The following is a 24,427-nucleotide window of genomic DNA, read 5'->3' as shown; positions in this document are numbered from 1 at the left end:
CCGCGGGCGGAGGGGCCCCTCACCGGCCCCCCGGTGAGGAGCACCCCCCATCCCCGACGTCGAAGGGACGACGGACGACGATGTTCCATCCCAGACGCACCCTCAGAGCCCTGCTGCTGCCGCTCGCCGCGGGGCTCGCCCTCACCGCCCTGCCCGCCCAGACCGCCCAGGCCGCGAGCACCCTCACCAACGGAGGCTTCGAGACCGACGGTTCGGGCGCGGCCACGCCGGGCGGCTGGTCCGAGTACGGCGACACCGGCGCCTCGTTCGCCGAGTCCGGCGGCCACGGCGGGAGCTACCGGCTGAGCCACTGGGCCTCCACCGCCTACAAGGTCGAGACCTATCAGTACCTGTCAGGACTCACCAACGGCAGCTACAAGCTCACCGCCTGGGTGCGCTCCGGCGGCGGGCAGAAGTCCGCGTACATAGCGCTGAAGAACTGCGGCGGCGCCGAGCAGCGCACCGATCTGCCGGTCTCGGCCAGTGGGTGGATCCGGATCGTCGTGCCGGTCAATGTGACCGGCAACCAATGCACCATCAGCATCAACAGTGACGCGAACGCGGGTAACTGGATCAATGTTGACGACCTGACCTTCACGCCGGGCACGTCCGGTACGTCGATCAAGGGCGCCGACATCTCGTCCCTGGCCAAGAGCGAGGCCAAGGGCGGCGTCTACCGCACCGGCTCCGGAACGGCCGGCGACGCCCTGGCCGTCCTCAAGTCGTCCGGCATGAACTACGCGCGCCTCAAGGTGTGGGTGAACCCGGCCGACGGCTACAACGACAAGGCACGTGTCCTGGCCATGGCCAAGCGGGTCAAGGCGCAGGGCATGAAGCTGCTGGTCGACTTCCACTACTCGGACTTCTGGGCCGACCCGGGCCGCCAGGACAAGCCCGCCGCCTGGGCCGGACACTCGTACGGTCAACTCAGGACGGACGTGTACAACCACACGTACGACGTGTTGAACGCCTTGAAGGCCCAGGGCACCACCGCCGACATGGTCCAGGTGGGCAATGAGATCAACGGCGGCATGCTGTGGACCGAGGGATCCACCTCCAACTGGACGCAACTGGCCGGTCTGCTCAACTCCGGCTACGACGCCGTCAAGGCGGTCAACTCGTCCACCACCGTCGCCCTCCACCTGGCCGAGGGCGGTGATCTGGAGGGCACCCGCTGGTGGTTCGACAGCGCGCGCTCCAACGGCGTGAAGTTCGACGCGATCGGCCTGTCGTTCTACGGCTACTGGCACGGCACTCTGTCCGACTTCCAGACCACCCTCGACGACGCGGCCACCCGCTACGGCAAGCCGGTCTTCGTCGCCGAGACCGCCTACCCGTTCCGCCTCGACAGCGAGGACTCCCACGAGAACATCATCGACACCGGTGACGAGCTGGTCTCCGGCTATCCGGCGAGCGTGGCCGGCCAGACCCGGTGGATGAACGACATGGCGAGCATCGTGGAGGCCGTCCCGAACGGCCGCGGCCTCGGCATCTTCTACTGGGAGGCCACCTGGACCGCGGTCGGCGGCAACGGCTGGGACCCGACCGACGCCTCCTCCGGCAACGGCTGGGAGAACCAGGCGCTGTTCGGCTACGACGACCGGGCACTCTCGTCGATGTCCTGGTTCCGCCACCGCTGACCCCACGGGAGAGGGCGGAGCGACGCCCAGCCCCGAACTTCGCCAGAGCGTACGGCAGTTCGGTATCGGTCAACGATGCCGACTGCCGTACGCGGCGGCTTGGGCTGCGAGACAGTGGGAAGAAACGCGGTAGGAGAGCGAGAGCCGCGAGGCAGGGGCACGACATGCTGAGGACTCCCACGGACGAGACGCGGCTGCGCATCCTGGCCTGGCTGAAGGAAGCCGGCCCCGCCGAGGGCGGGGTCACCGCGGACGCCGTCGCCGAGAGGTTCTCGCTGACCCGCCCGGTCGCCGTCACCCACCTCCGGCTGCTCGAAGCCACCGGCATGCTGCGCACCAGCCGGTCCGCGGGCCGCGTCCACTACCACCGCGACGAGGTGCGGATCGCCGAGGTCGCCCGCATGTTTGAAAAGGGCTGGTAGGCGACCCGGAACAGCGGTATCTCCTCCTGAGGATGAAGGGCATGCGCACCATGGACCGTCCCCCGGCACTCGTCCCACGCCACTACATCGCCATGGGCCACGGCCCCGAGGACGTGGTCGCCGACCCGCGCGGCCGGGTGCTGACCGGCGTGGCGGACGGCCGCATCCTGCGCCTTGACGGACTGGCGGACCCCGTCACGGCCCGGACCGAGGTGATCGCCGAGACCGGCGGCAGGCCACTGGGGCTCGAACTCCTCCCGGACGGCGACCTGCTGGTGTGCGACGCCGAACGCGGCCTGCTGCGGGTCGACACCGGCGACGGCACGGTCCGTATCCTTGCCGACTCGGTGGCGGGGGAGCCGCTGCGGTTCTGCAGCAACGTCGTGTCCCTCTCCGACGGCACCGTCTACTTCACCGTCTCCAGCCGCCGCCACCCCCTGGAGCACTGGATCGGCGACATCGTCGAGCACATCGGGACGGGACGGCTGCTGCGCCTGGCTCCGGGCGACGACACCCCCGAGGTGGTGCTGGACGGGCTGCAGTTCGCCAACGGGCTCGCCGTCGGCGCCGACGAGGCCCTCCTCGTGGTCGCCGAGACCGGTGCCTGCCGGCTCGTCCGCCACTGGCTCACCGGGCCCGAGGCCGGACGGAGCGAGCCCTTCGCCGAGAACCTCCCGGGCATGCCCGACAACCTCTGGCGCGGCGCCCCGGACGGGCCGGTCTGGGTCGCGCTGGCCGGACCCCGCGTCCCGCCCCTCGACCTGCTCCACCGCGGCACGCCCTCGGTCCGCCGCGCCGCCGCCCGCGTGGCCGTACACGCCCCGTTCCGCCCCACCGGCACGATCGCCGTGCTCGCCTTCGACGACAAGGGCCGTGTCGTCCACCACCTCGCCCGCCGCCGTTCCGGATACCGCATGGTCACCAGCGTGTGCGAAGCGGACGGACACCTGGTGCTGGGCAGCCTCTGGGAGCCCGGCGTGGCCGTCTGCGAGCCGCCCGCGCCGAAGTGACCCGAGCCACCCGCTCGGAAGCGGCACCGGCACACCGGCCGGGGTTAACCTGGACCCGGCCGCGACCACCTCTCGCGGCGCGGCGGTGGGGCCCGCCGTATCCGAACCGCGGCGAGGACGCCGCCAACGGTCCCTACTTGCGACGGCACACGCCCGCACCACCCCGGGCCCCGGCGAGTAGGAGACGTACCCCCATGACAGCCCCCGAGAGCCTGCGCGTTCAGGTCCCCGCCCCACATCCGCCTTCCTGGCGCGCCCAGGTGCCCGTCGTGACCGCCGTGGCGCTCGGCGGGGGAGCGGGGGCGGCCGCCCGGTACGCGGTCTCCCTGTGGTGGCCTTCCGCCGCGGGCGGCTTCCCCTGGACGACCTTCTGGGTGAACGTCGCCGGCTGTGCCGTGATCGGTGTGTTCATGGTGGTCGTCACCGAGATCCGGACCGTCCACCCCCTCGTGCGGCCCTTCTTCGGCACCGGCGTCCTCGGCGGCTTCACCACCTTCTCGACGTACGCCGTCGACATCCAGAAGCTGCTCGAGGGCCGCGACGTCGGCACCGGCCTGGCCTACCTCGCCGCGACCCCGCTCGCGGCGCTCGCGGCGGTGTGGCTCGGGGCCCGGTCGACCCGCCGGCTCCTGGGCGGAGCGGGCAGAGCGGACACGAAGGGTAAGGAGTCGTTGTGAACTGGCTGCTGGTCATCGGCGGCGCGATCGCCGGCGCCCCGCTCCGCTATCTCACCGACCGGGCGGTCCGGTCCCGGCACGGCTCGGGCTTCCCCTGGGGCACCCTCACGGTGAACGTCACCGGCTGCCTGCTCCTCGGCCTGCTCACCGGTGCCGCCTCGCAAGTCCAGCTGCTGCTCGGCACCGGTCTGTGCGGGGCTCTGACGACGTACTCGACGTTCTCCTACGAGACGCTGCGGCTGGCGGAGACGGGGGCCCGCCTGCGAGCCACCGTGAATGTGGCGGCGAGTGTGGTGGCCGGTCTCGGGGCGGCATGCGCGGGGGCCGCACTCGCGCGTATGTGAACCGCGCGCAGACGGGCCGCGTGGCTGAGATCCGTTCTCGCCCGCGTGTAGTAAGACGGTCCTCTCCGCTCCCGCCTCCCGAGCAGAACTGGATCCCATGAGCGTCATCAGCGTCGGTCAGGCCGTCGTCCTCGGAGCCGTCGAGGGGGTGACCGAGTTCCTGCCCGTCTCCTCCACCGGCCATCTGAAGATCGTCGAGGGGCTCATGGGCATCCCCGTCGACGACCACGCCGTGGTCGGGTTCTCGGCCGTCATCCAGGTCGGCGCGATCGCCGCGGTACTCGTGTACTTCTTCAAGGACATCGTGCGGATCGTCTCCGCCTGGTGGCGGGGCCTGTTCGACCGTGAGGAGCGGTACCACCACGACTACAAGTTCGCCTGGTGGGTCATCTGCGCCACGATCCCGATCGTCGCCGTCGGACTCGCCGCCAAGCCGCTCATCCAGGGCCCTCTCGCCTCACTGTGGGTGGTGGCCGGCTCGCTGATCGCCGGCAGCGGGGTGATGTGGGCCGCGGACCGGATGGGCCGGCACAAGCGCGGCGAGGACGACACCTCCTTCAAGGACGCCATGCTCGTCGGCAGCTCCCAGATCCTCGCCCTGCTCTTCCCCGGCTTCTCCCGCTCCGGCGCCACCATGTCCACCGCGCTGATGCTCGACCTGGACCGCGTCGCCGCCACCCGGCTCTCCTTCTTCCTGGGCATCCCCGCCCTGACCGGCGCCGGTCTCTACGAGCTCAAGGACGCCCTGGGCACCGGGGTGGGCGCGGCTCCGCTCGCGGTCGGCACGCTCGTGTCCTTCCTCGTGGCGTACGCCTCCATCGCCTGGCTGCTGAAGTTCGTCGCCAAGCACTCCTTCAACGCGTTCGTGATCTACCGGATCGTGGTGGGGGTGCTGCTGTTCGGCCTGCTCGGAGCGGGTGTGCTGCACAGTTGAGTGTTCTGCCGGGAGGCGCCGTCGGCTGTCTGCGGCGCCATCGTGGCTCGTCGCGCAGTTCCCCGCGCCCCTAGGGGGCGCCTCTTGACAGCCGCCGCCCGTCGCCCGGAGTATCTCTCCCGTGAACCTGTCAGACAGCCGGACAGCCGGACAGCCCCTGCGTCGCGTCAGTGCCATGGAAGCGGTACTGGCGTACCTGCGCGGCGCCATCGAGCGAGGCGAGTACGCCATCGGCGACAAGCTCCCCTCCGAGGCGGAGCTGTGCCGCACCCTGGAGGTCTCCCGGCCCGTGCTGCGCGAGGCCCTGCGGGCGTTGCAGACCATGGGCCTGACCGTGTCCAGGACCGGCAAGGGCACCTTCGTCGTCGCGAGCACCGTCGAGGACCCCACCTTCGGCGACTACGCGGCGAGCGACCTGCTGGAGGTGCGCCGCCACGTCGAGATCCCGGTCGCTGGGTACGCGGCCCGGCGCCGTACCCCGGAGAACCTCGACCACCTGGCCCACATCCTGGACCGGATGGAAAAGGAGACGGACACCACCGCGTGGGTCGCCATGGACACGCTGTTCCATCTCGCCGTGGCCGAGGCCGCCCAGAACCCGGTCTTCCGCCGGGTCATCGAGGAGATCCGGGACGCGCTGGCCCGCCAGTCCGCCTTCCTCAACGAGCTGGGCGGCCGCCGCGAGCAGTCCAACCGCGAGCACCGCGCCATCGTCGAGGCGCTGATCGACGGTTCCGAGAACGACGCGGTGGATGCCATGGCCCACCACCTCGACCGCGTCGAGACCACCCTCACCGACATCGTGCGTTCCCCCCGCACGGACACCCCCACGGAAGGCGGAACCGAGGCGTGAGCGAGCAATCCCTGCACGAAGGCGTGCAGAAACGTTCCGGCCATGTCGACGCCGGAGATGCCGGCTACAGCAAGTCCCTGAAGTCCCGGCACGTCAACATGATCGCCATCGGCGGAGCCATCGGCACCGGCCTCTTCCTCGGTGCCGGCGGCCGCCTCGCCGACGCCGGACCCTCCCTCTTCATCGCCTACGCGGTCTGCGGCCTCTTCGCCTTCCTCGTCGTACGGGCCCTCGGCGAACTCGTGCTGTACCGGCCCTCCTCCGGCGCCTTCGTGTCGTACGCCCGTGAGTTCATGGGGGAGAAGGGTGCCTACACCGCGGGCTGGATGTACTTCCTCAACTGGGCGACCACCGGCATCGCCGACATCACCGCCGTCGCCACCTACACCCACTACTGGGGCATGTTCTCCGACATACCGCAGTGGGTGATCGCGCTCATCGCGCTGGCCGTCGTCCTCACCGTGAACCTGATCTCGGTGAAGATCTTCGGCGAGCTGGAGTTCTGGTTCGCGATCATCAAGGTCGGCGCGCTCGTCCTCTTCATGTGCATCGGCATCTTCCTGCTGGTCACCCAGCACCCCGTCGACGGCCACAGCCCCGGCCCGTCCCTCATCAGCGACAGCGGTGGCGTCTTCCCGAACGGCCTGCTGCCCATGCTGCTGATCATCCAGGGCGTCGTCTTCGCCTACGCCTCCGTCGAGCTGGTCGGCGTCGCCGCCGGTGAGACCGAGAACCCCGAGAAGATCATGCCGAAGGCGATCAACTCGATCATGTGGCGCGTCGGCCTGTTCTACGTCGGCTCGGTCGTCCTGCTGTCGATGCTGCTGCCGTGGAACAAGTACACCGCCGGCGAGAGTCCCTTCGTGACCGTGCTGGGCAACATCGGCATCCCGGCCGCCGGCGACGTGATGAACCTCGTCGTCCTCACCGCCGCGATGTCCTCCCTCAACTCCGGCCTCTACTCCACCGGCCGCATCCTGCGCTCCATGGCCATGGCCGGATCCGCGCCCAGGTTCACCGCCGTGATGAGCCGCAGCCAGGTCCCCTACGGCGGCATCCTGCTCACCAGCGGCATCTGTGTCCTGGGCGTCGGCCTCAACTTCGTCGTGCCCGCCGAGGCCTTCGAGATCGTGCTGAACTTCGCCGCGATCGGCATCCTCGCCACCTGGGGCCTGATCATGATCTGTCACCTCCTCTTCTGGCAGAAGACCCAGAAGGGCGAGCTGACCCGCCCGGGCTACCGGCTCCCGGGCTCCCCCTGGACCGAGATCGTGACACTGGCGTTCCTCGCCTCCGTCCTGGTCCTCATGTACGCCGACGGCGGCGCGGGACGCACCACCGTGCTGTGCCTGCCGCTGATCGTCGGGGCACTGGTCGCCGGATGGTTCTGCATCCGCGGCCGTGTAGCCGCCAAGTCCACCACCGGAGCCGACGCGTGACCGACGCGCCGCTCCCCGAGAAGCAGGCAGTGATGTACAGCAGTTCCCCAGCGGACGCACCCCTTGTCCGTGAACCCGTCCACGCCCCCGTCGCCCACCTCATCCGCGGTGGGATCGTCGAAGGCATCCACTACGGCTCCGTCGTCGTCCTCGGCGCCGACGCGGAGGTACAGCTCCAGCTCGGCGACATCGAGGCCGCCTTCTACCCGCGCTCCGCGCTCAAGCCTCTCCAGGCCGTGGCCATGGTGCGGGCCGGGCTCCCGCTCGACGGCGAGCTGCTGTCGCTGACCGCGGCCAGCCACTCCGGCGAGGAACGCCACCTCGCCGGCTCCCGGCGCATCCTCGAACTCGCCGGGCTCACCGAGGGCCACCTGCGCAACGTCACGGACATGCCCTACGACCCGGTCGTCCGGGACGCCTGGGTGCGGGAGGGCCGGATGCCCTCACGGCTCGCGCAGAACTGCTCGGGCAAGCACGCGGCCATGCTCTACACCTGCATGCTCAACGGCTGGTCCCTGGCGGACTACCTCGACCCGGGCCACCCGCTCCAGCAGGCCATCGCCGAGATCGTCGAGGACCTCACCGGGCAGCGCATCGCCCGGGTGACCGTCGACGGCTGCGGCGCGCCCCTGTTCTCCATCTCGCTGCACGGCCTCGCCCGCGCCACCGCCCGTATCACCACCGCGGCGCCCGGCACGCCCGAGGCCCGGGTGGCCGACGCGATGCGCGAGCACGCCGAGATGGCCTCCGGCTCCGGCCGGGACGTCGCCGCGCTGATGCGGGCCGTGCCGGGGCTGCTCTCCAAGGACGGCTTCGAGGGCGTGCAGGTCGCTGCGCTGGCGGACGGGCGGGCTGTGGCGGTGAAGATCGCCGATGGTGCGAACCGGGCGCGGGTCCCCGTGGCCGCCGCCGCGTTGGCCCGGGCGGGTGTCGACCCGGAGCTGCTCACCGAGTTCGCGGGTGAGCCGCTGCTCGGCGGTGGCGAACCGGTGGGCTGTGTGCGGCCGGTGCGTGCACTGGATCCTGTCCTGGCGACGGCCGACATGTGATCCTGCGCCGGATCCGACGGGGGACTGCGGGCGTCGCCGGTCTGCGGGCCTGTGGTTGATCGCGCAGTTCCCCGCGCCCCTGAAGGGGCGCTCACCCACCCTCACCTCAGAAAGAACTCTCATGACCGCCGCCACCCGCTCCGAACACGATCTGCTCGGTGACCGTGATGTGCCCGCCGACGCCTACTGGGGTGTCCACACCCTGCGTGCCACCGAGAACTTCCCCATCACGGGCACGCCCATCTCCGCCTATCCGCATCTGATCGACGCCCTCGCCGCCGTCAAGGAGGCCGCCGCCCTCGCCAACGAGGAACTCGGTCTGCTGGACCCGAAGAAGGCCGCCGCCATCGTCGCCGCCTGCCGGGAGATCCGTGACGGCGAGCTGCACGACCAGTTCGTGGTCGACGTCGTCCAGGGCGGCGCCGGGACGTCCACCAACATGAACGCCAACGAGGTCGTGGCGAACCGGGCGCTGGAACTGCTGGGCCACGCCAAGGGCGAGTACCAGTACCTGCACCCGAACGAGGACGTCAACCTCGGTCAGTCCACCAACGACGTCTACCCGACCGCGGTCAAGATCGCGACGGTGTTCGCGGTGCGCGGGCTGCTCTCGGCGATGTCCGTCCTGCAGGACACCTTCGCCGGCAAGGCCGTCGAGTTCCACGACGTGCTCAAGATGGGCCGTACACAGTTGCAGGACGCGGTGCCGATGACGCTCGGCCAGGAGTTCTCCGCGTACGCGGTCATGATTGACGAGGACCGGTCCCGTCTTGCCGAGGCCGTCGAGCTGATCCATGAGATCAACCTCGGCGCCACGGCGATCGGGACCGGCCTCAACGCCCCCGCCGGCTACGCGGAGGCGGCCCGCCGCCACCTCGCGGCCCTCACCGGCCTGCCCCTGGTGACCGCGGCCAACCTGGTCGAGGCGACCCAGGACTGCGGCGCCTTCGTCCAGATGTCGGGCGTGCTCAAGCGCATCGCGGTCAAGCTCTCCAAGAGCTGCAACGACCTGCGGCTGCTGTCCTCCGGTCCGCGCGCCGGCCTCAACGAGATCAACCTGCCGCCGGTACAGGCCGGTTCGTCCATCATGCCCGGCAAGGTCAACCCGGTGATCCCCGAGGTCGTCAACCAGGTCGCCTTCGAGGTGATCGGCAACGACGTCACCATCACCATGGCCGCAGAAGCCGGACAGCTCCAGCTCAACGCCTTCGAGCCGATCATCCTGCACTCCCTGTCGGAGTCCATCACCCATCTGCGCGCGGCCTGCCTCACCCTCGCCGAACGCTGCGTGGCCGGCATCACCGCCAACACCGAGGCGCTGCGTGCCACCGTGGAGAACTCCATCGGCCTGGTCACCGCCCTCAACCCGCACATCGGCTACACCGCCGCCACCGACATCGCCAAGGAGGCCCTCGTCTCCGGCCGGGGCGTGGCCGAACTCGTCCTGGAGAAGGGCCTGCTGCCCGCCGAGACCCTCGCCGGGCTGCTGCGCCCGGAGGTCCTGGCGGGCAGCGGCCCGGCTCCGACGGCCTGACCCAGGGCCTGCCGAGCGCACCGGGACCGGCACCGGGGGACAATGGTGATCATGACATCCCCGACGTCCTTCCAGCCGGTCCTGGAGCGCATCGCCGAGGAGATCGAGCGGACCCCCGGCCGGGGCCGGCCCGCCGACTACATCCCGGCGCTCGCCGCCCGCGACCCGCGCCGGTTCGGCATGGCCGTCGCCGAACCCGACGGCACGGTGTACGGCGTGGGGGACTGGCGGGAGCCGTTCTCCGCGCAGTCCCTCACCAAGGTCTTCACCCTCGCCCTCGATCTGGCCCGCGAGGGCGACGCCCTGTGGGAGCACGTGGGCCGCGAGCCCTCCGGCAACCCCTTCAACTCCCTCGTCCAGCTGGAGTACGAGAACGGCATCCCGCGCAACCCGTTCATCAACGCGGGCGCCCTCGTCGTCACCGACCGGCTGCACACCCGTACCGGCGACGCCTCGGGTGAACTGCTGGCGTTCCTCCGGGCGGAGAGCGGAAACCCCGGCCTGTCCTTCGACGAGGAGGTCGCCGCCTCCGAGACGGCGCACGGCGACCGGAACGCGGCTCTCGGCCACTTCATGGCCGCCTACGGCAACATCGACAACCCGGTGCCGGTCCTGCTCGACGAGTACTTCCGGCAGTGCTCGGTCACCGCGTCCTGCGCCGACCTCGCCCTCGCCACGACCTTCCTGGCCCGCCACGGCGTCCGCGCCGACGGCACCCGGCTGCTCACCCGCAGCCAGGCCAAGCAGATCAACGCGATCATGCTGACCTGCGGCACGTACGACGCGGCGGGCGACTTCGCCTACCGCGTGGGGCTGCCCGGCAAGAGCGGCGTGGGCGGCGGCATCATCGCCGTCGTCCCGGGCCGCTGCACACTGTGCGTGTGGAGCCCGGGCCTGGACGAACGGGGCAATTCGGTGGCGGGTGTGGCGGCCCTCGACCGATTCACGACGCTGACAGGCCTCTCTGTCTTCTGAAGGCGGTTGTCCCGCGTTCTCCGGGGGCGCGGGGCTCTGTCGATGTGCGGCTCCGCCGCGCGGCTGCGACAAGCCCTCTCCGGCCCGCGTCCGATCACCGGCCGGTCACACTGCCGCTGCCTCCTGGAACAGACCCCGTCAGCTTCCGGCCACCCGACGTCGACACCCTGACTGAGTGTTGGCCATGGCTTTCCCCGTCGATCTCCGCCGCTGCCAGATACTCGGTCTGGCCGGTACCGCCTTCCTCGCGGCGGGCGGTGAGACGGCCGGTGCCCTGCCCGTACGGGACCTCCTGCACCCGGCCTCCGCCGGCGCGGCCCTCGGTCTGGTCGGTGTCTACTTCGGCGTCGTCCTGCTGATCGCGGCCTGGGCGCTGCTGGGCCGGCTGGTGCGCGGGCCGCGGCCGCCCACTCCCCGTGCCCTGCTGCTCGTCCTGGCCGTCTGGGCGGCACCGTTGCTGCTCGCCCCGCCGCTGTTCAGCCGGGACGTCTACAGCTACCTCGCCCAGGGGGCGATGGTCGACGCGCACATGGACGTCTACGCGCACGGGCCGTCCCGGCTCGGCGGCCCGCTCGCCGACGAGGTCGCCCCGCTCTGGCAGCACACCGGAGCCCCGTACGGCCCGGTGTTCCTCGCCGTCGCGGCGGCCCTGTCCGGTCTGACCCGGGGAGAACTGCCCGCCGGGCTGTTCGGGATGCGGCTCGTCGCGCTCGCCGGCGTGGCCCTGATGGCGGCCGCACTGCCCCGGCTCGCCCGCCACAGCGGCGCCGACCCGTCCGCCGCGCTGTGGCTGGGCGCCCTCAACCCGCTCGTCCTGCTGCATCTGGTCGCGGGCGCCCACAACGACGCCGTCATGCTCGGTCTGCTCGGCGTCGGCCTGGTGGCGGCGCTCGGCCGGTGGCCGATCCTCGGCGCCGTCCTCGTCACGCTCGCCGCCCTGGTCAAGGCCCCCGCCGTCCTCGGTCTCGCCGCTGTCGTCGTCCTCCAGGTCCGCGCCGGCCGCAGTCCGGCGAAGGCGCTCCTGACCACCACCGTCGCCGCCGCGGGGACGACGGTCGCCGCCACGGCCGTGGCCGGCACCGGATACGGCTGGATAGGCGCACTGAACACCCCCGCCTCACCCCAGAACTGGGCCCTGACCACCCTGCTCGGCCGAGCCACCGGGGCCCTGCTGGAACACCTGGGCAGCGATCTCGCGCCCTTTGCGATCCCCGCCTGGCACGCGCTCGGCATCGCGGCGGCCGTGGTCGCGATCGTGCTGATATGGCTCCGGCTGCGCCCACGACCGGTCTACGCGCTGGGCCTGAGCCTCGCGGCGGTGGCCGCCCTCGGCCCGGCGATCCGTCCCTGGTACGCCCTGTGGGGCCTGTTCCTCATCGCCGCCGCCGCGCCCAGCACCTCCGTACGCCACCGCATGGCGGCCGTGACCGGTGTGCTCGCGCTCTGCGTCCTGCCCAGCGGCGGGGCGGCGGACACGGGGCAACTCGTCCTAGCCGTCTCCGGCGGCGCACTCGCGGTGGTCGTGCTGTGGCAGGCCCGCCAGGCCGAACTCGCCCCGGCGCTGGGACGCGCGGCATGACCCCGGCCCTGCCGCGCACCGACCGCGGACGGCTGCTGCTCGTGCTCGCCCTCGCCACGGTGGTGACCGTCTTCACCGCCACCGTGCCCCTGCTGCGCGACTGGTTCGACCTGCGCGTCTACTACGGCAGCATCGACACCTGGGTCCACCACGGCGGCCGGATCTACGACTACCGGGTGCCCGGCACGACGTACGGCTTCACCTACCCGCCGTTCGCCGCTGTCGCCATGCTGCCGATGGCCCTGCTGGACCTGCGCACCGCGATCGCCGCCGCGCTGCTGCTCAACCTGGCGGCCCTGGCCGTGATCCTGCGCCTGCTCACCGGCCCCGGACGGCGGCGCCACGGCTGGTACGGCTGGGCCCTGATCGCCTGTCTGCTCGCACTGTTCGAACCGCTCCGTGACACCTTCAGCTTCGGGCAGGTCAACCTGCTTCTGCTGGCTCTCGTGCTCACCGACGCGGCGCTGCTCGCCACCGGACGCGGATGCGGACGCTGGGCGGGCGTCGGCATCGGGCTCGCGGCCGCGATCAAGCTCACGCCGGCGCTGTTCATCGGACTGTTGCTGGTGGCCCGGCGGTGGCGCGCGGCGGCTCTCGCCACGGCCGTCGCCCTCGGGGCCACGGCCCTCGCGGCCTGGGTCGACGCGGACGCCTCGCGCTTCTACTGGACCGACGCGCTGTGGGACACCAGCCGCATCGGGCGCCTCGGCTACGTCTCGAACCAGTCGGTGCAGGGCATTCTGGCCCGCCTCGGTGAACCGGACCGGGCGGTGTGGGCGGTAGCGGTGCTGCTGATCCTCGGCGTGTGGGCGCTGCGCGTGCGGCGGGCGGTCGCCGGGCAGGACTGGACGGCCGCGTTCGCCCTGACCGGCCTCGCCGCCTGTCTCGTCAGCCCGATCACCTGGGTGCACCATCTGGTGTGGCTGCTGCCGTCCTTCGCCGTGCTGGTCCGGACGGGGCGCCCGCGGATCGCGGGCGCCCTGTACGCCGTGCTGTGCACCAGCGTGGTGTGGCTGTGGTTCGACGACGCGTCCGGCGTCGACGGGTTCCTGGGCAGCAACACCTACGCCTGGATCACCCTGGGCCTGCTGCTGTGGCTGCCGGTCGGTCAACTCCCTTCCGACCGGCGGACCGGGAGCCTCAGCACCAGCACCACGACCGCCGCGCCCAGCCCGACGGCACCCACGATCAGGCCCGCCTCGGTCCAGGCGGAGGAGGGTTCCTCCGGCACGGCCGCGGCGGCGGCCGCGGGCAGCGTCGTCGCTCCCGGCCGCGCGGAAGCCCGCTTCGAGGTCTCGAGCGAGCCCACCGGTTCGACCCTCGCGGCCGACCGGAACCCCCAGTCGAGCAGCGAGCGTGCCTCCTCGTAGACGGCCGCCCCGCCGCCCTGCTGAGGGTTCATCACCGTCACGACGAGGGTGCGCCCGCCCCGGCGCGCCGCCGCGACGAGCGTGCTGCCCGCCTTGCTGGTGTAGCCGTTCTTGATGCCGATCAGCCCCCGGTACGGCTTCACACCACGGGTGCCGCTCAGCAGCCGGTTGGTGTTGCGGATGGCGTACGACCAGCCACCGCCGCCCGGGAATCTGGCCTCGACCGTGGCGCAGTACCGGGCGAAGTCCGGGTTGCGCAGCCCCACCCGCCCGAAGATCGCCAGGTCGAACGCCGACGACACCTGGCCCGGTGCGTCGTAGCCGTCCGGCGACAGCACGCGCGTGTCGTGCGCGCCCAGGGAGCGGGCCTCTGCCTGCATCCGCCTTGCGGTGGCCCGCCAGCCGCCGTTCATTTCGGCCAGGACGTGCACGGCGTCGTTGCCGGAGTTGAGGAAGACACCGCGCCAGAGGTCGGCGACCCGGTAGGTACGGCCCTCCGCGACCCCGACCAGGCTGCTGCCGGCACCGATGCCCCGGAGTTCCTCCGCGCGGACCGTGTGCCGGACGCGCCCCGGCAGCGCGGGCAGCACCGTGAGGGCGAACAGGGTCTTCAGGGTGCTGGCCGGGGGCAGCCTGCGGTGCGCGTTGTGGGCGGCGAGCACCTCGCCGCCGCGGGCGTCGGCCACCAGCCACGACAGGGCGGAGACCTCCGGGAGACGGGGCACTCCGGCGCGCGGGCGGACATGGGTACCGGGGCGGTGCAGCAGCGAGGGGTGCGGGGCCGCCGCCCTCGGCCCGGCCGGCGCACTGGGCTCCGCCCTGCCGGAGACGTCCGCCGCGGCGGGCACCACCGCCAGGAGCCCCACCGCACAGAGCACACCGGCCGATACGGCCATCCGGAAAGAGAGTCCGAGGATCATATGATTAACGTAGAAACGGATGTGCTCCGCGTGGCGACGACCGGGCCGTACCGCGTCGGCGAGCACCCGGATGCCACACCGGTGGCGTCCTGGCAGGGGGTGCCGGGCTCCGTCAGCCCGAGGGCAGGGTCGGCTGGACGCGCCGCAGGAACGTCGCGTTGTCCGGTGTCTCGCGCATCCGCTCCAGGAGGGTCTCCAGGCCGCCCTGGCCGTCCCGGTTCCGCAGTACGCGCCGCAGGCCGTGCATGGCCGCCAACTCGGCCGGGGACAGCAGGAGTTCCTCACGGCGGGTGCCGGAGGGGGTGATGTCGACGGCCGGGAACACGCGGCGGGACGCCGGGTCACGGCTCAGCCGCAGCTCCATGTTGCCGGTGCTCTTCAGCTCCTCGAAGTAGAAGTCGTCGGCCTTGGAGCCGGTCTCCACCAGGGCGGTGGCGAGGATCGTGAGGGAGCCCCCCTCCTCGACGGCCCGGGCGGCGCCGAAGAACCGCTTGGGGCCGGTCAGCGCGGACGCGTCGACGCCCCCGGTGAGGATGCGGCCACCGGACGCGGCCGCGTTGTTGTGCGCCCGGCACAGCCGGGTCAGCGAGTCGAGGAGGATGACGACGTCCTCGCCGGCCTCGACGAGCCGCTTGGCCCGTTCGATCACGAGCTCGGCGAGCGCGATGTGCTGCTTGGCGCTGCGGTCGAAGGTCGAGGCGTACACCTCGCCCCGCACACCGCGCCGCATGTCGGTGACCTCCTCGGGCCGCTCGTCGAGCAGCAGCACCATCAGCCGGGTCCCGGGATGGTTGCCGGCGACGGCGGCCGCGAGTTGCTGGAGGACGACGGTCTTGCCGGTCTTGGGCGGGGCCACGAGGAGCCCGCGCTGGCCCTTGCCGACCGGTGCGATCAGGTCGATGACCCGTCCGGCCAGTCCCGCCGCCGGGTGTTCCAGACGCAGCCGCTCGTGCGGATGCAGCGGTGTCAGGTCCCGGAAGTGACGCCGGCCGCCCGGTTCCCCGGGCTCGCGGCCGTCGACCCGTACGACGTCGGCCAGGCCGCGCCGGTCGCCGCGCACGCCCTCGACGAGGTCGCCCTTGCGCAGGCCGTACCGGCGGATCAGTGCGGGGGAGACCGCGGGGTCTGCGGGTGTGGGCAGCAAGTCGTCGCCGCGCAGATGCCCCTTCCCGGCCGTGTCGATGTCGAGGACGCCGGTCGCGGCCTGGGCCTGCGGCTGCCGCTGGACGGGTGGGTTGTCGAGTGTGGTGGTCATGGTGGTGTGTCCTTTCAAGGACGGAAGGCATGGGACATGCGAAGGGAAGGGGAGAACCGCGAAGGGAGGGGCCTTGGGCACGCCTCCGGGCGGCGAGAACCGCACAGCACCGTGGCTACGACGAAGAACGTCCTGCTCAGCGAGGTGGTGCTGGAAGGTGAAACGAGAAAGAGAAAATGAACTGGCACCGGCGCCCGAGACCGGGCGTACACAAGTGCTGTTCGCACTCTACCACCGGACGCGATGCCGGGGGAGTGGAATGTGTCTCGTCCGCCTCAGCGGCCGGCCAGCAGCCCGTACAGCAGGGGGATCCGCGGCTCGGGCAGCCGCCACCAGCCGGACTCCGTACGGACCATCTGCGGCCAGCGCGGCCAGGGAAGTTCGTCGCCTTCCCGCAGCCGCCGCACGGTGAGTCCCGCCCCGGTCAACGCGTTGACGACCTCGCCCATTCCGTGCATCCACTCGTAACTGTCCGTGGCGCCCTCGACGGCCGGGCCGTCCGTGTAGGTGCGGGTCGCGTCCCGGTGCACCGGACCGCCGCCGCTCAGGTAGTCATGGCGCAGGAGCAGCTCGGGCCCTTCGCCCGGAGCGGGCTTCGGGCCGAGGGAGTTGAGCAGGGGATGGAACTCGACGATGTACAACCGGCCGCCGGGCCGCAGCAGCCGGCCGATGACTTCCGCCCATCGGTCCAGGTCGGGCAGGTAGCACAGGGCGCCCTTGCCGGTGTAGACGACGTCGAACCGCCGCCCGTCCAGGGCCTCGACGGCGTCGTAGACGTTCGCCTGCACGTATGTCACGTCCGCCCCGGCCTTCGCGGCGATGCCGTTCGCCGCCGCCACCGAGGCCTCGGAGAAGTCGAGGCCGACGGCACGGGCTCCGCGCCGGGCGAAGGCGATCGTCTCCGTGCCGAGATGGCACTGCAGGTGCAGCACGTCACGCCCGGCCAGCTCGCCGAGGTCCTCCCACTCGAAGGAGGCGAACCAGCGCTCGGGGTGGAGGTCCTGGTCGAGACCGTAGAACCGGCTGGCGAGATGGACGGGCGTGCGGGCGTCCCAGTTGGCCTGGTTGGCCCGCATCAGCGCGTCGTGCTCGGCGGACGTCATGCGGCCATCCAACCAGACGAGTTGCTCACACCGAGCGTGCTCGCGCCTCCTCGGCGATCCGCTCGAACTGCGCGCCCATGGCCGCCGCGAGTGCCTGTGCCCCTGACAACGGGCGCACCATCACGGTGAATTCGTCGATCAGCCCGTCCTCGCCGACGTGGATGAAGTCGCAGCCGCTGATCTCCCGGTCGCCCACCCGCGCGCTGAAGACGAGGGCGTGGTCACGCCCGTCCGTGTCGTTGATCTCGCGTACGTAGCGGAAGTCCTCGAAGACGCCGGCGACGGCGCGCAGGATCGCCGCCGTGATCGCCTTGCCGGTGTACGGCTTGAACACGACCGGGCTGGTGAACACGACGTCCGGCGCCAGGAGCGCCTCGGCGGCGTCCAGGTCGCTCGCCTCGATGGCCTCGCGGAATGCACGCATCGAACCTGCCTTAGTCAATTTGTTGAGTAGGTGCGGATGAGATTAGTCAACCGCTGTTACGGTGTCCATATGTCGCTGAAGTACGCCGTCCTGGCCGCTCTCCTGGAGGGGGAGGCCTCGGGCTACGAGCTCTCCAAGGTGTTCGACGTGTCGCTCGCGAACTTCTGGGCCTCGACGCCGCAGCAGCTCTACCGGGAGCTGGAGCGCCTCGCGCAGGACGGGCTGATCGAGGCCAGGGTCGTACGCCAGGAACGGCGGCCCGACAAGCGGATGTTCACGCTCACCGAGGCGGGCCGCGATGATCTGTGCGCGTTCGCCGCCACACCGCCCCGGCGGCCCACCGTCATCCGGGACGAACTCCTCATCAAGATCCAGGCCATGGACGGCGCGGACCCCGAGGCCACCCGGGCGCTGGTCGAGGAGCGCGAGTCGTGGGCCCGCGGCAAGCTCGCCCGCTACCTGCGCGTCCGGGAACGCCTGCTGGCCGGCCGCAGTGAGGAGGAGTACCTGCGGGAGACCGACCGCGTCGGCCCGTACCTCACCCTGATGGGCGGCATCGGCTTCGAGGAGGAGAACCTCCGCTGGTGCGAACGCGTACTCACGGTCCTCGAGCAGCGAGCTCCCCTAGGCTGAGCCGATGTTCAGCCCCGAAGGTCCCACGCTGCGCGAACTCGCCGTCCAGGCGCTGTCGTCCGTCGAGCGCGGCTACGACCTCCTCGCGCCGAAGTTCGACCACACCCCCTTCCGGACACCCGAAGCGGTCCTCGACGCCGTCGGGTCGGCACTGCGCCGCATGGGCCCCTTCGATGCCGGCCTCGACCTGTGCTGCGGCACCGGCGCGGGCGTCGGCGTGCTGGCGGGGGTGTGCCGGGAGCGGGTCACCGGCGTCGACTTCAGCGCGGGCATGCTCGACATCGCACGGGAGCGGGTCAAGCCCGAGGGGCCGCCGGTCTCCTGGGTCAGGGCGGACGCCCGCGCCCTGCCCTTCGCTCCCGCCTTCGACCTGGTGGTCAGCTTCGGGGCCTTCGGCCACTTCCTGCCCCGTGAACTGCCCGGTCTGTTCACCCAGGTCCGCTCGGTCCTGCGGCCGGGCGGCTGCTTCGCGTTCCCGCTGGTCGCCCCGCCCCGCCCGGGCTCGCTCGGCTACTGGATGCTGCTCGGCTTCGACGTGGTGATGCGGGTGCGCAACGCGCTGTGGCGGCCTCCGTTCGTCATGTACTACCGCGCGTTCCGCTTCGGGGACGTACAGCGCGAGCTGGCACGCGCCGGCTTCCGGGTGGACCTCCACGCGCTGCCGGAGTTCGGACAGCGACGGGACGGCAGTCCACGGGTACGGCTCGTCGTGGCCCGGTCGCCGGACTAGCCGGCGCGGCCCGGCAGGGTGAACTCGTAGACCAGCGCGTCCTGTCGGGCGTCCACGACCAGGTCGGTGATCTCCAGCGGGCGCGCGTACTGGTCGTGCACCTGCCTGGTGACCCGCACCGACGGCGTGCTCGCGGGGCGGGTGATGGCGTCGCGGTGGTGCAGCGTCAGACCGGCCCGGCGCATCCAGCCGTAGGCCCGCCGCAGGTGTGCGGTGGCGGTGCCGTCGGCGCGGTCGCGGATGGGGGCACCTCCCACGCCGTTCAGGCAGTGGGGGAGGGCCAGCTCCTCCACTTCCGCCAGTGCCACGGCCGAGAAGGACGTCACGGCGGTCCGCAGGCCGCGTCCGTCGGAGGTCGCGCACCGGTAGGTGTGGACCAGGGTGGGCCGGCCCGGGGTCAGTCCCAGCACCTCGGCGTGGTCCGGCGGGGGCGGCTCCCAGGTGACGGTGGCGCGGGCGACCGTGCCCGGAGTGGCGGCCGCCGCGCCTACCGGGAAGGCGAGCGACGCCGGGGTTTCCACCGGCAGACCGGGCAGGGTGGCGTGGCTGCCGCGCCGGTCGGTGGTGACCAGGCCGTCTCGGCGCAGCAGCTCCAGCGCCTGCCGTACGGTCTCCCGGCTGACCCCGAAGTGCCCGGCCAGCCGCCGTTCGCCCGGCAGTCGTTCACCGGGCGGGACGGTGCCGTCGCGCAGTTCGCCGAGCAATCGCGTCGCGATCCGCCGGTACAAGGGCTCTTCCTCGGCCGGCGGGTGGTCGTGCGGGGTGGTGCGGGCCATGCCGCGCCTCCTGGTGGTGACGTGCGGTAGTGGTACGGACTCGGTGCGCCACCAGATCTAGCATTGGTCTAAACCAGACGGGAAGAGCGGCCGGACGGTTCGGCCGAAACCGGACCGCCCGAGCCCGCCGTCACAGCGCGCTGTACAGGGCGTCGACCAGTGCCGTCTTCCGCGGGTCGTCCGCGATGTGAGGCCCCATACGGTTCATCACATACCCGAGGGACACCTCCGCCTCCGGGTCGGCCAGCCCGCACGAGCCGCCGAAGCCGTCGTGGCCGAAAGCGCGCGGGTTGGGTCCGTAGGAGCCGTTGGATCCGCTGAGCCACAGCCCGAGCCCCACCTCCGTCTCGTGCTCGAACCCGGCGCCGAGCACCAGGTCCCGGCAGCTGCCCTGCCCCTCGCGCACCCGTTCGGCCGCCTCGGGGGACAGGACACGGTGGTCTCCGTGCGAACCGCGCCCCGCGAAGACGCCGTAGAGCTCGGCGATCGCGAGCGCGGTGGCGTGCCCGTTCGCCGCGGGAATCTCGGCGGCCCGCCATTCGGGGGTGTTGGCCCCGGCCGCGGCCACCGACGGGTTGGTCAGCGCCGCGATCGCCGCCGGTGCCAACTGGGCGAAGACTGCGGCCTGTGCACTGCTCGCCGTCACCGGCGGCTGGACCAGCTCGGCCACCCGGCCGGAGTCCTTCGCCGGCAGTCCGATACGGAAGTCGATCCCCAGCGGCGCGGTCACCTCGCGCTCCAGGAAGGCCCCGGGGCGCAGCCCCGTGACCCGCCGTACGACCTCGCCGACCAGATGGCCGTAGGTGAGCGCGTGATAGCCGGACCGGGTTCCCGGTTCCCACCAGGGCTGCGCCGCCGCGAGCCGCTGTGTGGTCAGCTCCCAGTCGCAGAGCTGCTCCAGCGAGTGCGGTTCGCGCAGCCCGGCCAGACCGGCGCGGTGCGACAGCAGATGCCGTACGAGGACCTTCTCCTTGCCCGCCGCCGCGAACTCGGGCCAGTACTCGGCGACCGGCGCGTCGAGGTCCAGCAGCCCCCGGTCGGCGAGGATGTGTGCGCACAGCGCCACCGGGCCCTTGGTCGTGGACCACACATTGACCAGAGTGTCCCGCTCCCACGGCCGGGAGCGCTCCGCGTCGGCCCAGCCGCCCCACAGCTCCACCACCGTCGCGCCGCCGACGGTGACGGCCACCGAGGCGCCCAGCTCGTCCCGCTCCCGGAAGTTCTCCTCAAACGCCCCGCGTACCGCGGCGAACCGCGCGTCGCAGTGTCCGCTCACCTGTGTCTCGTTCTCGGACATGAGCCCCTCCGCCGACCGTCTCGGGGCCGGGCCGCCGTGGAGCGGCCCGGGCGCGAAGAACGTACCGACTGGTCGGGACCGTGCGGAAGCCCGTCGGCGGTGAACGGCCGGATCAGATGTACGAGCGCATCCAGCGCAGCTTGGCCGCCTCCTGGAAGGGGCCGCCGCCCTCGTGGTCGTTGAAGTCGTACACCTCGATCTCCTTGTCCTCGTGGCTCCAGGCGTTGAAGGCCGCGAAGACCGTCGAGGGCGGGCAGGTCTGGTCCTCCAGGGCCGCCGAGAAGAGCGCGGGGGCGTTGCCGCGGGCGGCGAAGTGCACGGCGTCGAAGTAGGAGAGCGTGCGCAGGGCGTCCGCGGCGCGACCGCGGTGCGTCTTGAGGTACAGGCCGATCTCCCGGTACGGGTGCCGGTCCGTGAGTGTCGCCGCGCGCGGGTAGTCGCACAGGAACGGCACGTCCGGCGCGATGGCCGCCAGGTCGGGGACCAGGCCGCCCACCGCGATCGTGATGCCGCCGCCCTGGCTGGCGCCGACGGCCACCGTGCGCGTGGCGTCGGTGAGGGGGTGCGAACGGGCCGCCTCCACGGCCCGCACGGCGTCCGTGAACACCCGGCGGTAGTAGTAGTTCTCCGGCGCGTCGATACCGCGCGTCATGAAGCCCGGGAAGGCCGGCGCGCCGCCCACCGGGTCCGCCGTGCCGCCGCCGGCGCCCCAGGCGCTGCCCTGCCCGCGGGTGTCCATCACGAAGTGCGCCCGGCCCGAGGACGCCCACAGCAGATGCTCGTGCGGCAGTCCGCGTCCTCCGCCGTAGCCGATGAACTCCACGACCAGAGGCAGCGGCCCGTCCGCCCCGGCCGGCAGTGTCAGCCAGCCCTTGACCGGATGACCACCGAAGCCGGCGAACGTCACGTCGAACACCTGCACGGTGGACAGGCCCGTGTCGACCGGTTCGAAGCGGGCGTCCAGCTCGTGCTCGCGCGTCTCCTGGAGCGTCTTGGACCAGAACGCGTCGAAGTCCTCGGGCTCGGGGGACGCGCTGCGGTACTCGCGGAGTTCATCGAGAGGAAGGTCGAACAGGGCCATGCAGGACCGCCTTGGGTGAGGAACAGCTGCGGAGACAGAGCGGATGATCACACTACGTGGGCGGCCGGAGGGCTCGCCAGGCATTTTGTCGTAGCCCGGATCCGGGGCGGTGCCCGTCACCCGCCATCCCCCACTCGCCGTCCCCAGGGCGCGTCAGGCGCGGCGGTGCGTCCACTCCGGTTCCGTACGGGCCCATGCCCGGTCCCACTCGGCCAGCCTGTGGCGCAGTGCCACCCGGCGCACGGCGTAGTGGCACAGAAGCACGACGAGCACCGCACCGCCCGCGGCACATGTGCCGATGGTGAGGGTGTGCTGCCAGACCGCTGTGCCGTCCACGGGAGGGGGCACGTTCCGCCCCCGGGAGTCGAACCAGATGTCCACGACCTCGCCCTGCCGGGTGCCCGCCGCGACCGGTGCCGTCGCGGTGCGCGTCCCCTCGCCCGGCTCCGTCCAGCGCACGGTGGCGCGGAACGCGTGCTGCCCGCCGGACTGCGCCGACGGCAGCGAGTCGCCCTTCCCGCCGACCACCTCGGCACGGACACGATGCCGCTCGGCCCGCTGTTCCATCGAGAGGGACGTCGCCTCGTCATGGGCCCACCGGGCCGCCGCCGCTCCCGCCAGCGGCGCGCCCACGAGCAGCAGAACGGCGACCACCAGCGCCGTCCACGCCTCGACGACATCGGAGCGGCGCCGCAGCGGACTGCTCCGCCAGCGCCAGCCGCGCACCCGGGTTCGCATGTCGACCTCCCGCTCCCTCCGCGTCATGCCACGCGTGCGAGTGCCCACACGGATCGGGTACCCCTCCGACGCGCATCGATCGCTCGTCGTGGCCGGGCCGTCGGTCCGCTCCCCGGCGGCGTCGTCGCGTGCGCGGGGAGTCACTGGCGGTCGTGTGCCGAAGCCCTCCGGCTGGGTGCCCGGGCCGATCCGGGCGAAACACCGGGGGAGAGGGGGCGCCTTCGGGATCAGCGCACCTTCGAGCACAGCGCGCCTTCCGGATCAGCCGAAACGCTCGATCCGGATGCGGTCCACGGGCTGACCGGCCGTCACCAGCAGCCGGGAGGCGTGCTCGGCGAAGGAGTTGGAGCCGCACACATAGGTCTCCCACCCACCGGACGGCTGCTCGGCCAGGAGCGGCGCCACATGTGCCGCGGTCATACGTCCCACCGGCACACCCTCCGGTGCGACGCGGGTGAACACCGGCGTCGTCTCCGCGCCGAACTCCCGGGCGTAGATGAGCTCCTCGGGACCGCGCGCGGACACCACCAGCTTCAGCGGTACGGCCAGGTTCCGCGCCCGGTGGTGCCGGACCATCGACATCAGCGGTACGACGCCGGAGCCTGCGCCGATCAGCAGCGCGGGCCGGTCGCCGGGCCAGGCGAAGAAGCCGCTCACCGGGCCCCGTACCTCGACCTGGTCGCCGGGCCGGGCGACGGTGTGGAACCAGCCCGAGACCTCGCCGCCGTCGACGTGGTCCAGGGTCAGCTCGATGTGCCCGGAGTCGTCCGGAGCGGACGCGATCGAGTAGTGGCGCTGGGCCACGTAGCCGTCCTCGGCGGTCAGCCGCACCATCAGGTGCTGGCCGGGCAGGTGCCCCGGCCAGCCGGGCACGGCGAACCGGAAGGTGGCGGCACGCGCGGTCTCGCGGCGGATCTCGGTCAGCGTGGCGGTCTGCCACTCGGAGGCGGCCTGCTCGCTCACGGCGATGCGCCCGGGCACGGCGAAGCGCGTGGGAGGCACGAAGGTCTCAGTCACCGGAGTACCTCTGCTCCTCCCAGGGGTTGCCCCGCCCGTGGTAGCCGTTCTGCTCCCAGAACCCCGGCTCCTCGTGGTCGAGGATCCGCAGGCCGGCGATCCACTTGGCGCTCTTCCAGAAGTACAGATGCGGCACCAGCAGTCGTGCCGGGCCGCCGTGCTCGGCGGGCAGCGGGCTGCCGTCGTACTCCCAGGCGATCCACGCCCGGCCACCGCTCAGGTCGGCGAGCGGGAGGTTCGTGGTGTAGCCGGTGTGCGAGTAGGCGACGGCATGGGTCGCCGACCCATGGGGCCGGACCACATCCAGGAATGCGTCCAGGGAGACGCCCGAGAACCGCACCCCGAACTTGGACCAGCTCGTCACGCAGTGGATGGCGCCTTCGTACGCAGACGGCGGCAGCCGGTGCGCCTCCTCCCAGTCCCAGGTGCGGGGCTCGTCCACCAGCCCGTCGACGCGGAACGTCCAGTCGGCGGGCGCCAGGTCGGGAGTGACCTCGGCGGACAGGACGGGCCAGTCGTCGCCGGCGTCGTACTGGCCGGGCGGCAGGCCGGGGTCGTCGACGCGCGGTCGCCCGGTGAAGCCTCTGGTGATGTGCATGGGGTGCTGCCTCCGGACCGGGCCGACGG

General features: G+C 71.9%; 24 protein-coding genes and 1 pseudogene. 15 read left to right on the top strand and 10 right to left on the bottom strand.

Features of this window, described 5'->3' with window-relative positions:
- The first annotated feature begins 80 nt into the window (after window positions 1–80).
- The 13 genes from ACIBK5_RS01535 to ACIBK5_RS01475 all read left to right on the top strand — a co-directional run bounded on the left by ACIBK5_RS01535 (window position 81) and on the right by ACIBK5_RS01475 (window position 13,826).
- Window positions 81–1,640 (top strand): arabinogalactan endo-beta-1,4-galactanase, encoded by a 1,560-nt coding sequence (locus ACIBK5_RS01535; RefSeq protein ID WP_399015013.1) that lies wholly within the window; start codon window positions 81–83, stop codon window positions 1,638–1,640.
- Window positions 1,641–1,804: 164 nt separating this feature from the next.
- Window positions 1,805–2,062, top strand: coding sequence for an ArsR/SmtB family transcription factor (locus tag ACIBK5_RS01530; RefSeq protein ID WP_399015011.1), 258 nt, complete (start codon window positions 1,805–1,807; stop codon window positions 2,060–2,062).
- A 50-nt stretch (window positions 2,063–2,112) separates the two neighbouring features.
- Window positions 2,113–3,072 carry an SMP-30/gluconolactonase/LRE family protein gene (locus ACIBK5_RS01525; RefSeq protein ID WP_399016179.1) on the top strand — a complete coding sequence of 320 codons (960 nt, stop codon included), beginning with the start codon at window positions 2,113–2,115 and terminating at the stop codon, window positions 3,070–3,072.
- Between the two features lie 194 nt (window positions 3,073–3,266).
- Window positions 3,267–3,749, top strand: a complete 483-nt coding sequence (gene crcB / locus ACIBK5_RS01520; RefSeq protein WP_399015009.1) for a fluoride efflux transporter CrcB — start codon at window positions 3,267–3,269, stop codon at window positions 3,747–3,749.
- The gene (locus ACIBK5_RS01515; RefSeq protein ID WP_399015007.1) at window positions 3,746–4,093 is read left to right on the top strand and encodes a fluoride efflux transporter FluC; all 348 of its coding nucleotides are present in this window, start codon (window positions 3,746–3,748) and stop codon (window positions 4,091–4,093) included. The genes crcB and ACIBK5_RS01515 overlap by 4 nt, the downstream gene beginning before the upstream one ends.
- Window positions 4,094–4,190: 97 nt before the next feature.
- Window positions 4,191–5,027: an undecaprenyl-diphosphate phosphatase gene (locus tag ACIBK5_RS01510; RefSeq protein WP_399015005.1), complete on the top strand. Its 837-nt coding sequence runs from the start codon at window positions 4,191–4,193 to the stop codon at window positions 5,025–5,027.
- A gap of 175 nt (window positions 5,028–5,202) precedes the next feature.
- Window positions 5,203–5,880, top strand: a complete 678-nt coding sequence (locus ACIBK5_RS01505) for a FadR/GntR family transcriptional regulator (protein WP_399015003.1) — start codon at window positions 5,203–5,205, stop codon at window positions 5,878–5,880.
- Entirely contained in the window at window positions 5,877–7,319 is a 1,443-nt protein-coding gene (locus tag ACIBK5_RS01500) for an amino acid permease (protein WP_399015001.1), read from the top strand. The genes ACIBK5_RS01505 and ACIBK5_RS01500 overlap by 4 nt, the downstream gene beginning before the upstream one ends.
- 32 nt (window positions 7,320–7,351) lie before the next feature.
- Complete coding sequence (locus ACIBK5_RS01495; RefSeq protein ID WP_399016177.1) at window positions 7,352–8,368, top strand: asparaginase; 1,017 nt, start codon at window positions 7,352–7,354, stop codon at window positions 8,366–8,368.
- Between the two features lie 121 nt (window positions 8,369–8,489).
- On the top strand, window positions 8,490–9,902 hold the full coding sequence (aspA, locus tag ACIBK5_RS01490) for an aspartate ammonia-lyase (RefSeq protein WP_399014999.1): 1,413 nt from the start codon (window positions 8,490–8,492) through the stop codon (window positions 9,900–9,902).
- Window positions 9,903–9,944: 42 nt separating this feature from the next.
- On the top strand, window positions 9,945–10,877 hold the full coding sequence (locus ACIBK5_RS01485) for a glutaminase (RefSeq protein ID WP_399014998.1): 933 nt from the start codon (window positions 9,945–9,947) through the stop codon (window positions 10,875–10,877).
- 184 nt (window positions 10,878–11,061) lie between these two features.
- Window positions 11,062–12,456: a polyprenol phosphomannose-dependent alpha 1,6 mannosyltransferase MptB gene (gene mptB, locus ACIBK5_RS01480; protein WP_399014996.1), complete on the top strand. Its 1,395-nt coding sequence runs from the start codon at window positions 11,062–11,064 to the stop codon at window positions 12,454–12,456.
- Window positions 12,453–13,826, top strand: coding sequence for a glycosyltransferase 87 family protein (locus ACIBK5_RS01475; RefSeq protein WP_399014994.1), 1,374 nt, complete (start codon window positions 12,453–12,455; stop codon window positions 13,824–13,826). Before mptB ends, ACIBK5_RS01475 begins: the two co-directional genes overlap by 4 nt.
- Window positions 13,827–13,861: 35 nt before the next feature.
- Here the strand turns inward: ACIBK5_RS01475 and ACIBK5_RS01470 are convergent.
- The 4 genes and pseudogenes from ACIBK5_RS01470 to ACIBK5_RS01455 all read right to left on the bottom strand — a co-directional run.
- A pseudogene (locus ACIBK5_RS01470) lies at window positions 13,862–14,722 on the bottom strand (D-alanyl-D-alanine carboxypeptidase family protein); the annotation flags it as partial.
- A 136-nt stretch (window positions 14,723–14,858) separates the two neighbouring features.
- On the bottom strand, window positions 14,859–16,001 hold the full coding sequence (gene rho / locus ACIBK5_RS01465) for a transcription termination factor Rho (protein ID WP_399014992.1): 1,143 nt from the start codon (window positions 15,999–16,001) through the stop codon (window positions 14,859–14,861).
- 275 nt (window positions 16,002–16,276) lie between these two features.
- Complete coding sequence (locus ACIBK5_RS01460; protein ID WP_399014990.1) at window positions 16,277–17,104, bottom strand: class I SAM-dependent methyltransferase; 828 nt, start codon at window positions 17,102–17,104, stop codon at window positions 16,277–16,279.
- 25 nt (window positions 17,105–17,129) lie between these two features.
- Window positions 17,130–17,528, bottom strand: coding sequence for a nuclear transport factor 2 family protein (locus ACIBK5_RS01455; protein ID WP_399014989.1), 399 nt, complete (start codon window positions 17,526–17,528; stop codon window positions 17,130–17,132).
- 69 nt (window positions 17,529–17,597) lie between these two features.
- On the opposite strand from ACIBK5_RS01455, the gene ACIBK5_RS01450 reads away from it, so the two are divergent.
- Complete coding sequence (locus ACIBK5_RS01450; protein WP_399014986.1) at window positions 17,598–18,161, top strand: PadR family transcriptional regulator; 564 nt, start codon at window positions 17,598–17,600, stop codon at window positions 18,159–18,161.
- A 4-nt stretch (window positions 18,162–18,165) separates the two neighbouring features.
- The gene (locus ACIBK5_RS01445; protein WP_399014985.1) at window positions 18,166–18,891 is read left to right on the top strand and encodes a class I SAM-dependent methyltransferase; all 726 of its coding nucleotides are present in this window, start codon (window positions 18,166–18,168) and stop codon (window positions 18,889–18,891) included.
- Here ACIBK5_RS01445 and ACIBK5_RS01440 read toward each other — a convergent pair.
- The 6 genes from ACIBK5_RS01440 to ACIBK5_RS01415 all read right to left on the bottom strand — a co-directional run bounded on the left by ACIBK5_RS01440 (window position 18,888) and on the right by ACIBK5_RS01415 (window position 24,398).
- The gene (locus ACIBK5_RS01440) at window positions 18,888–19,667 is read right to left on the bottom strand and encodes a GntR family transcriptional regulator (protein ID WP_399014983.1); all 780 of its coding nucleotides are present in this window, start codon (window positions 19,665–19,667) and stop codon (window positions 18,888–18,890) included. The two genes, ACIBK5_RS01445 and ACIBK5_RS01440, sit on opposite strands and share 4 nt — an antisense overlap.
- 130 nt (window positions 19,668–19,797) lie before the next feature.
- Entirely contained in the window at window positions 19,798–20,964 is a 1,167-nt protein-coding gene (locus ACIBK5_RS01435) for a serine hydrolase domain-containing protein (protein ID WP_399014981.1), read from the bottom strand.
- 112 nt (window positions 20,965–21,076) lie between these two features.
- Window positions 21,077–22,045 (bottom strand): acetylxylan esterase, encoded by a 969-nt coding sequence (locus ACIBK5_RS01430; RefSeq protein ID WP_399014980.1) that lies wholly within the window; start codon window positions 22,043–22,045, stop codon window positions 21,077–21,079.
- Window positions 22,046–22,198: 153 nt separating this feature from the next.
- Window positions 22,199–22,783, bottom strand: coding sequence for a hypothetical protein (locus ACIBK5_RS01425; protein WP_399014979.1), 585 nt, complete (start codon window positions 22,781–22,783; stop codon window positions 22,199–22,201).
- Between the two features lie 261 nt (window positions 22,784–23,044).
- Window positions 23,045–23,800: a ferredoxin reductase gene (locus ACIBK5_RS01420; protein WP_399014978.1), complete on the bottom strand. Its 756-nt coding sequence runs from the start codon at window positions 23,798–23,800 to the stop codon at window positions 23,045–23,047.
- Window positions 23,793–24,398: a sulfite oxidase-like oxidoreductase gene (locus tag ACIBK5_RS01415; RefSeq protein WP_399014976.1), complete on the bottom strand. Its 606-nt coding sequence runs from the start codon at window positions 24,396–24,398 to the stop codon at window positions 23,793–23,795. Before ACIBK5_RS01415 ends, ACIBK5_RS01420 begins: the two co-directional genes overlap by 8 nt.
- Between the last annotated feature and the right edge of the window lie 29 nt (window positions 24,399–24,427).

The sequence above is a fragment of the Streptomyces sp. NPDC050546 genome, assembly GCF_044457425.1.
Taxonomy (GTDB): domain Bacteria; phylum Actinomycetota; class Actinomycetes; order Streptomycetales; family Streptomycetaceae; genus Streptomyces.
This window is presented reverse-complemented; position numbering and strand designations above follow the sequence as displayed.

Coding starts and splice junctions, on each gene's coding strand:
- ACIBK5_RS01485 (WP_399014998.1), top strand. CDS start 9,945: ATGGTGATCATGACATCCCCGACGTCCTTCCAGCCGGTCCTGGAGCGC.
- ACIBK5_RS01495 (WP_399016177.1), top strand. CDS start 7,352: ATGTACAGCAGTTCCCCAGCGGACGCACCCCTTGTCCGTGAACCCGTC.
- ACIBK5_RS01425 (WP_399014979.1), bottom strand. CDS start 22,783: ATGCGAACCCGGGTGCGCGGCTGGCGCTGGCGGAGCAGTCCGCTGCGG.
- crcB (WP_399015009.1), top strand. CDS start 3,267: ATGACAGCCCCCGAGAGCCTGCGCGTTCAGGTCCCCGCCCCACATCCG.
- ACIBK5_RS01525 (WP_399016179.1), top strand. CDS start 2,113: ATGGACCGTCCCCCGGCACTCGTCCCACGCCACTACATCGCCATGGGC.
- ACIBK5_RS01460 (WP_399014990.1), bottom strand. CDS start 17,104: ATGACGTCCGCCGAGCACGACGCGCTGATGCGGGCCAACCAGGCCAAC.
- ACIBK5_RS01415 (WP_399014976.1), bottom strand. CDS start 24,398: ATGCACATCACCAGAGGCTTCACCGGGCGACCGCGCGTCGACGACCCC.
- ACIBK5_RS01505 (WP_399015003.1), top strand. CDS start 5,203: ATGGAAGCGGTACTGGCGTACCTGCGCGGCGCCATCGAGCGAGGCGAG.
- ACIBK5_RS01530 (WP_399015011.1), top strand. CDS start 1,805: ATGCTGAGGACTCCCACGGACGAGACGCGGCTGCGCATCCTGGCCTGG.
- ACIBK5_RS01440 (WP_399014983.1), bottom strand. CDS start 19,667: ATGGCCCGCACCACCCCGCACGACCACCCGCCGGCCGAGGAAGAGCCC.
- aspA (WP_399014999.1), top strand. CDS start 8,490: ATGACCGCCGCCACCCGCTCCGAACACGATCTGCTCGGTGACCGTGAT.
- ACIBK5_RS01475 (WP_399014994.1), top strand. CDS start 12,453: ATGACCCCGGCCCTGCCGCGCACCGACCGCGGACGGCTGCTGCTCGTG.
- ACIBK5_RS01510 (WP_399015005.1), top strand. CDS start 4,191: ATGAGCGTCATCAGCGTCGGTCAGGCCGTCGTCCTCGGAGCCGTCGAG.
- ACIBK5_RS01450 (WP_399014986.1), top strand. CDS start 17,598: ATGTCGCTGAAGTACGCCGTCCTGGCCGCTCTCCTGGAGGGGGAGGCC.
- ACIBK5_RS01445 (WP_399014985.1), top strand. CDS start 18,166: ATGTTCAGCCCCGAAGGTCCCACGCTGCGCGAACTCGCCGTCCAGGCG.
- ACIBK5_RS01455 (WP_399014989.1), bottom strand. CDS start 17,528: ATGCGTGCATTCCGCGAGGCCATCGAGGCGAGCGACCTGGACGCCGCC.
- mptB (WP_399014996.1), top strand. CDS start 11,062: ATGGCTTTCCCCGTCGATCTCCGCCGCTGCCAGATACTCGGTCTGGCC.
- ACIBK5_RS01430 (WP_399014980.1), bottom strand. CDS start 22,045: ATGGCCCTGTTCGACCTTCCTCTCGATGAACTCCGCGAGTACCGCAGC.
- ACIBK5_RS01535 (WP_399015013.1), top strand. CDS start 81: ATGTTCCATCCCAGACGCACCCTCAGAGCCCTGCTGCTGCCGCTCGCC.
- rho (WP_399014992.1), bottom strand. CDS start 16,001: ATGACCACCACACTCGACAACCCACCCGTCCAGCGGCAGCCGCAGGCC.
- ACIBK5_RS01435 (WP_399014981.1), bottom strand. CDS start 20,964: ATGTCCGAGAACGAGACACAGGTGAGCGGACACTGCGACGCGCGGTTC.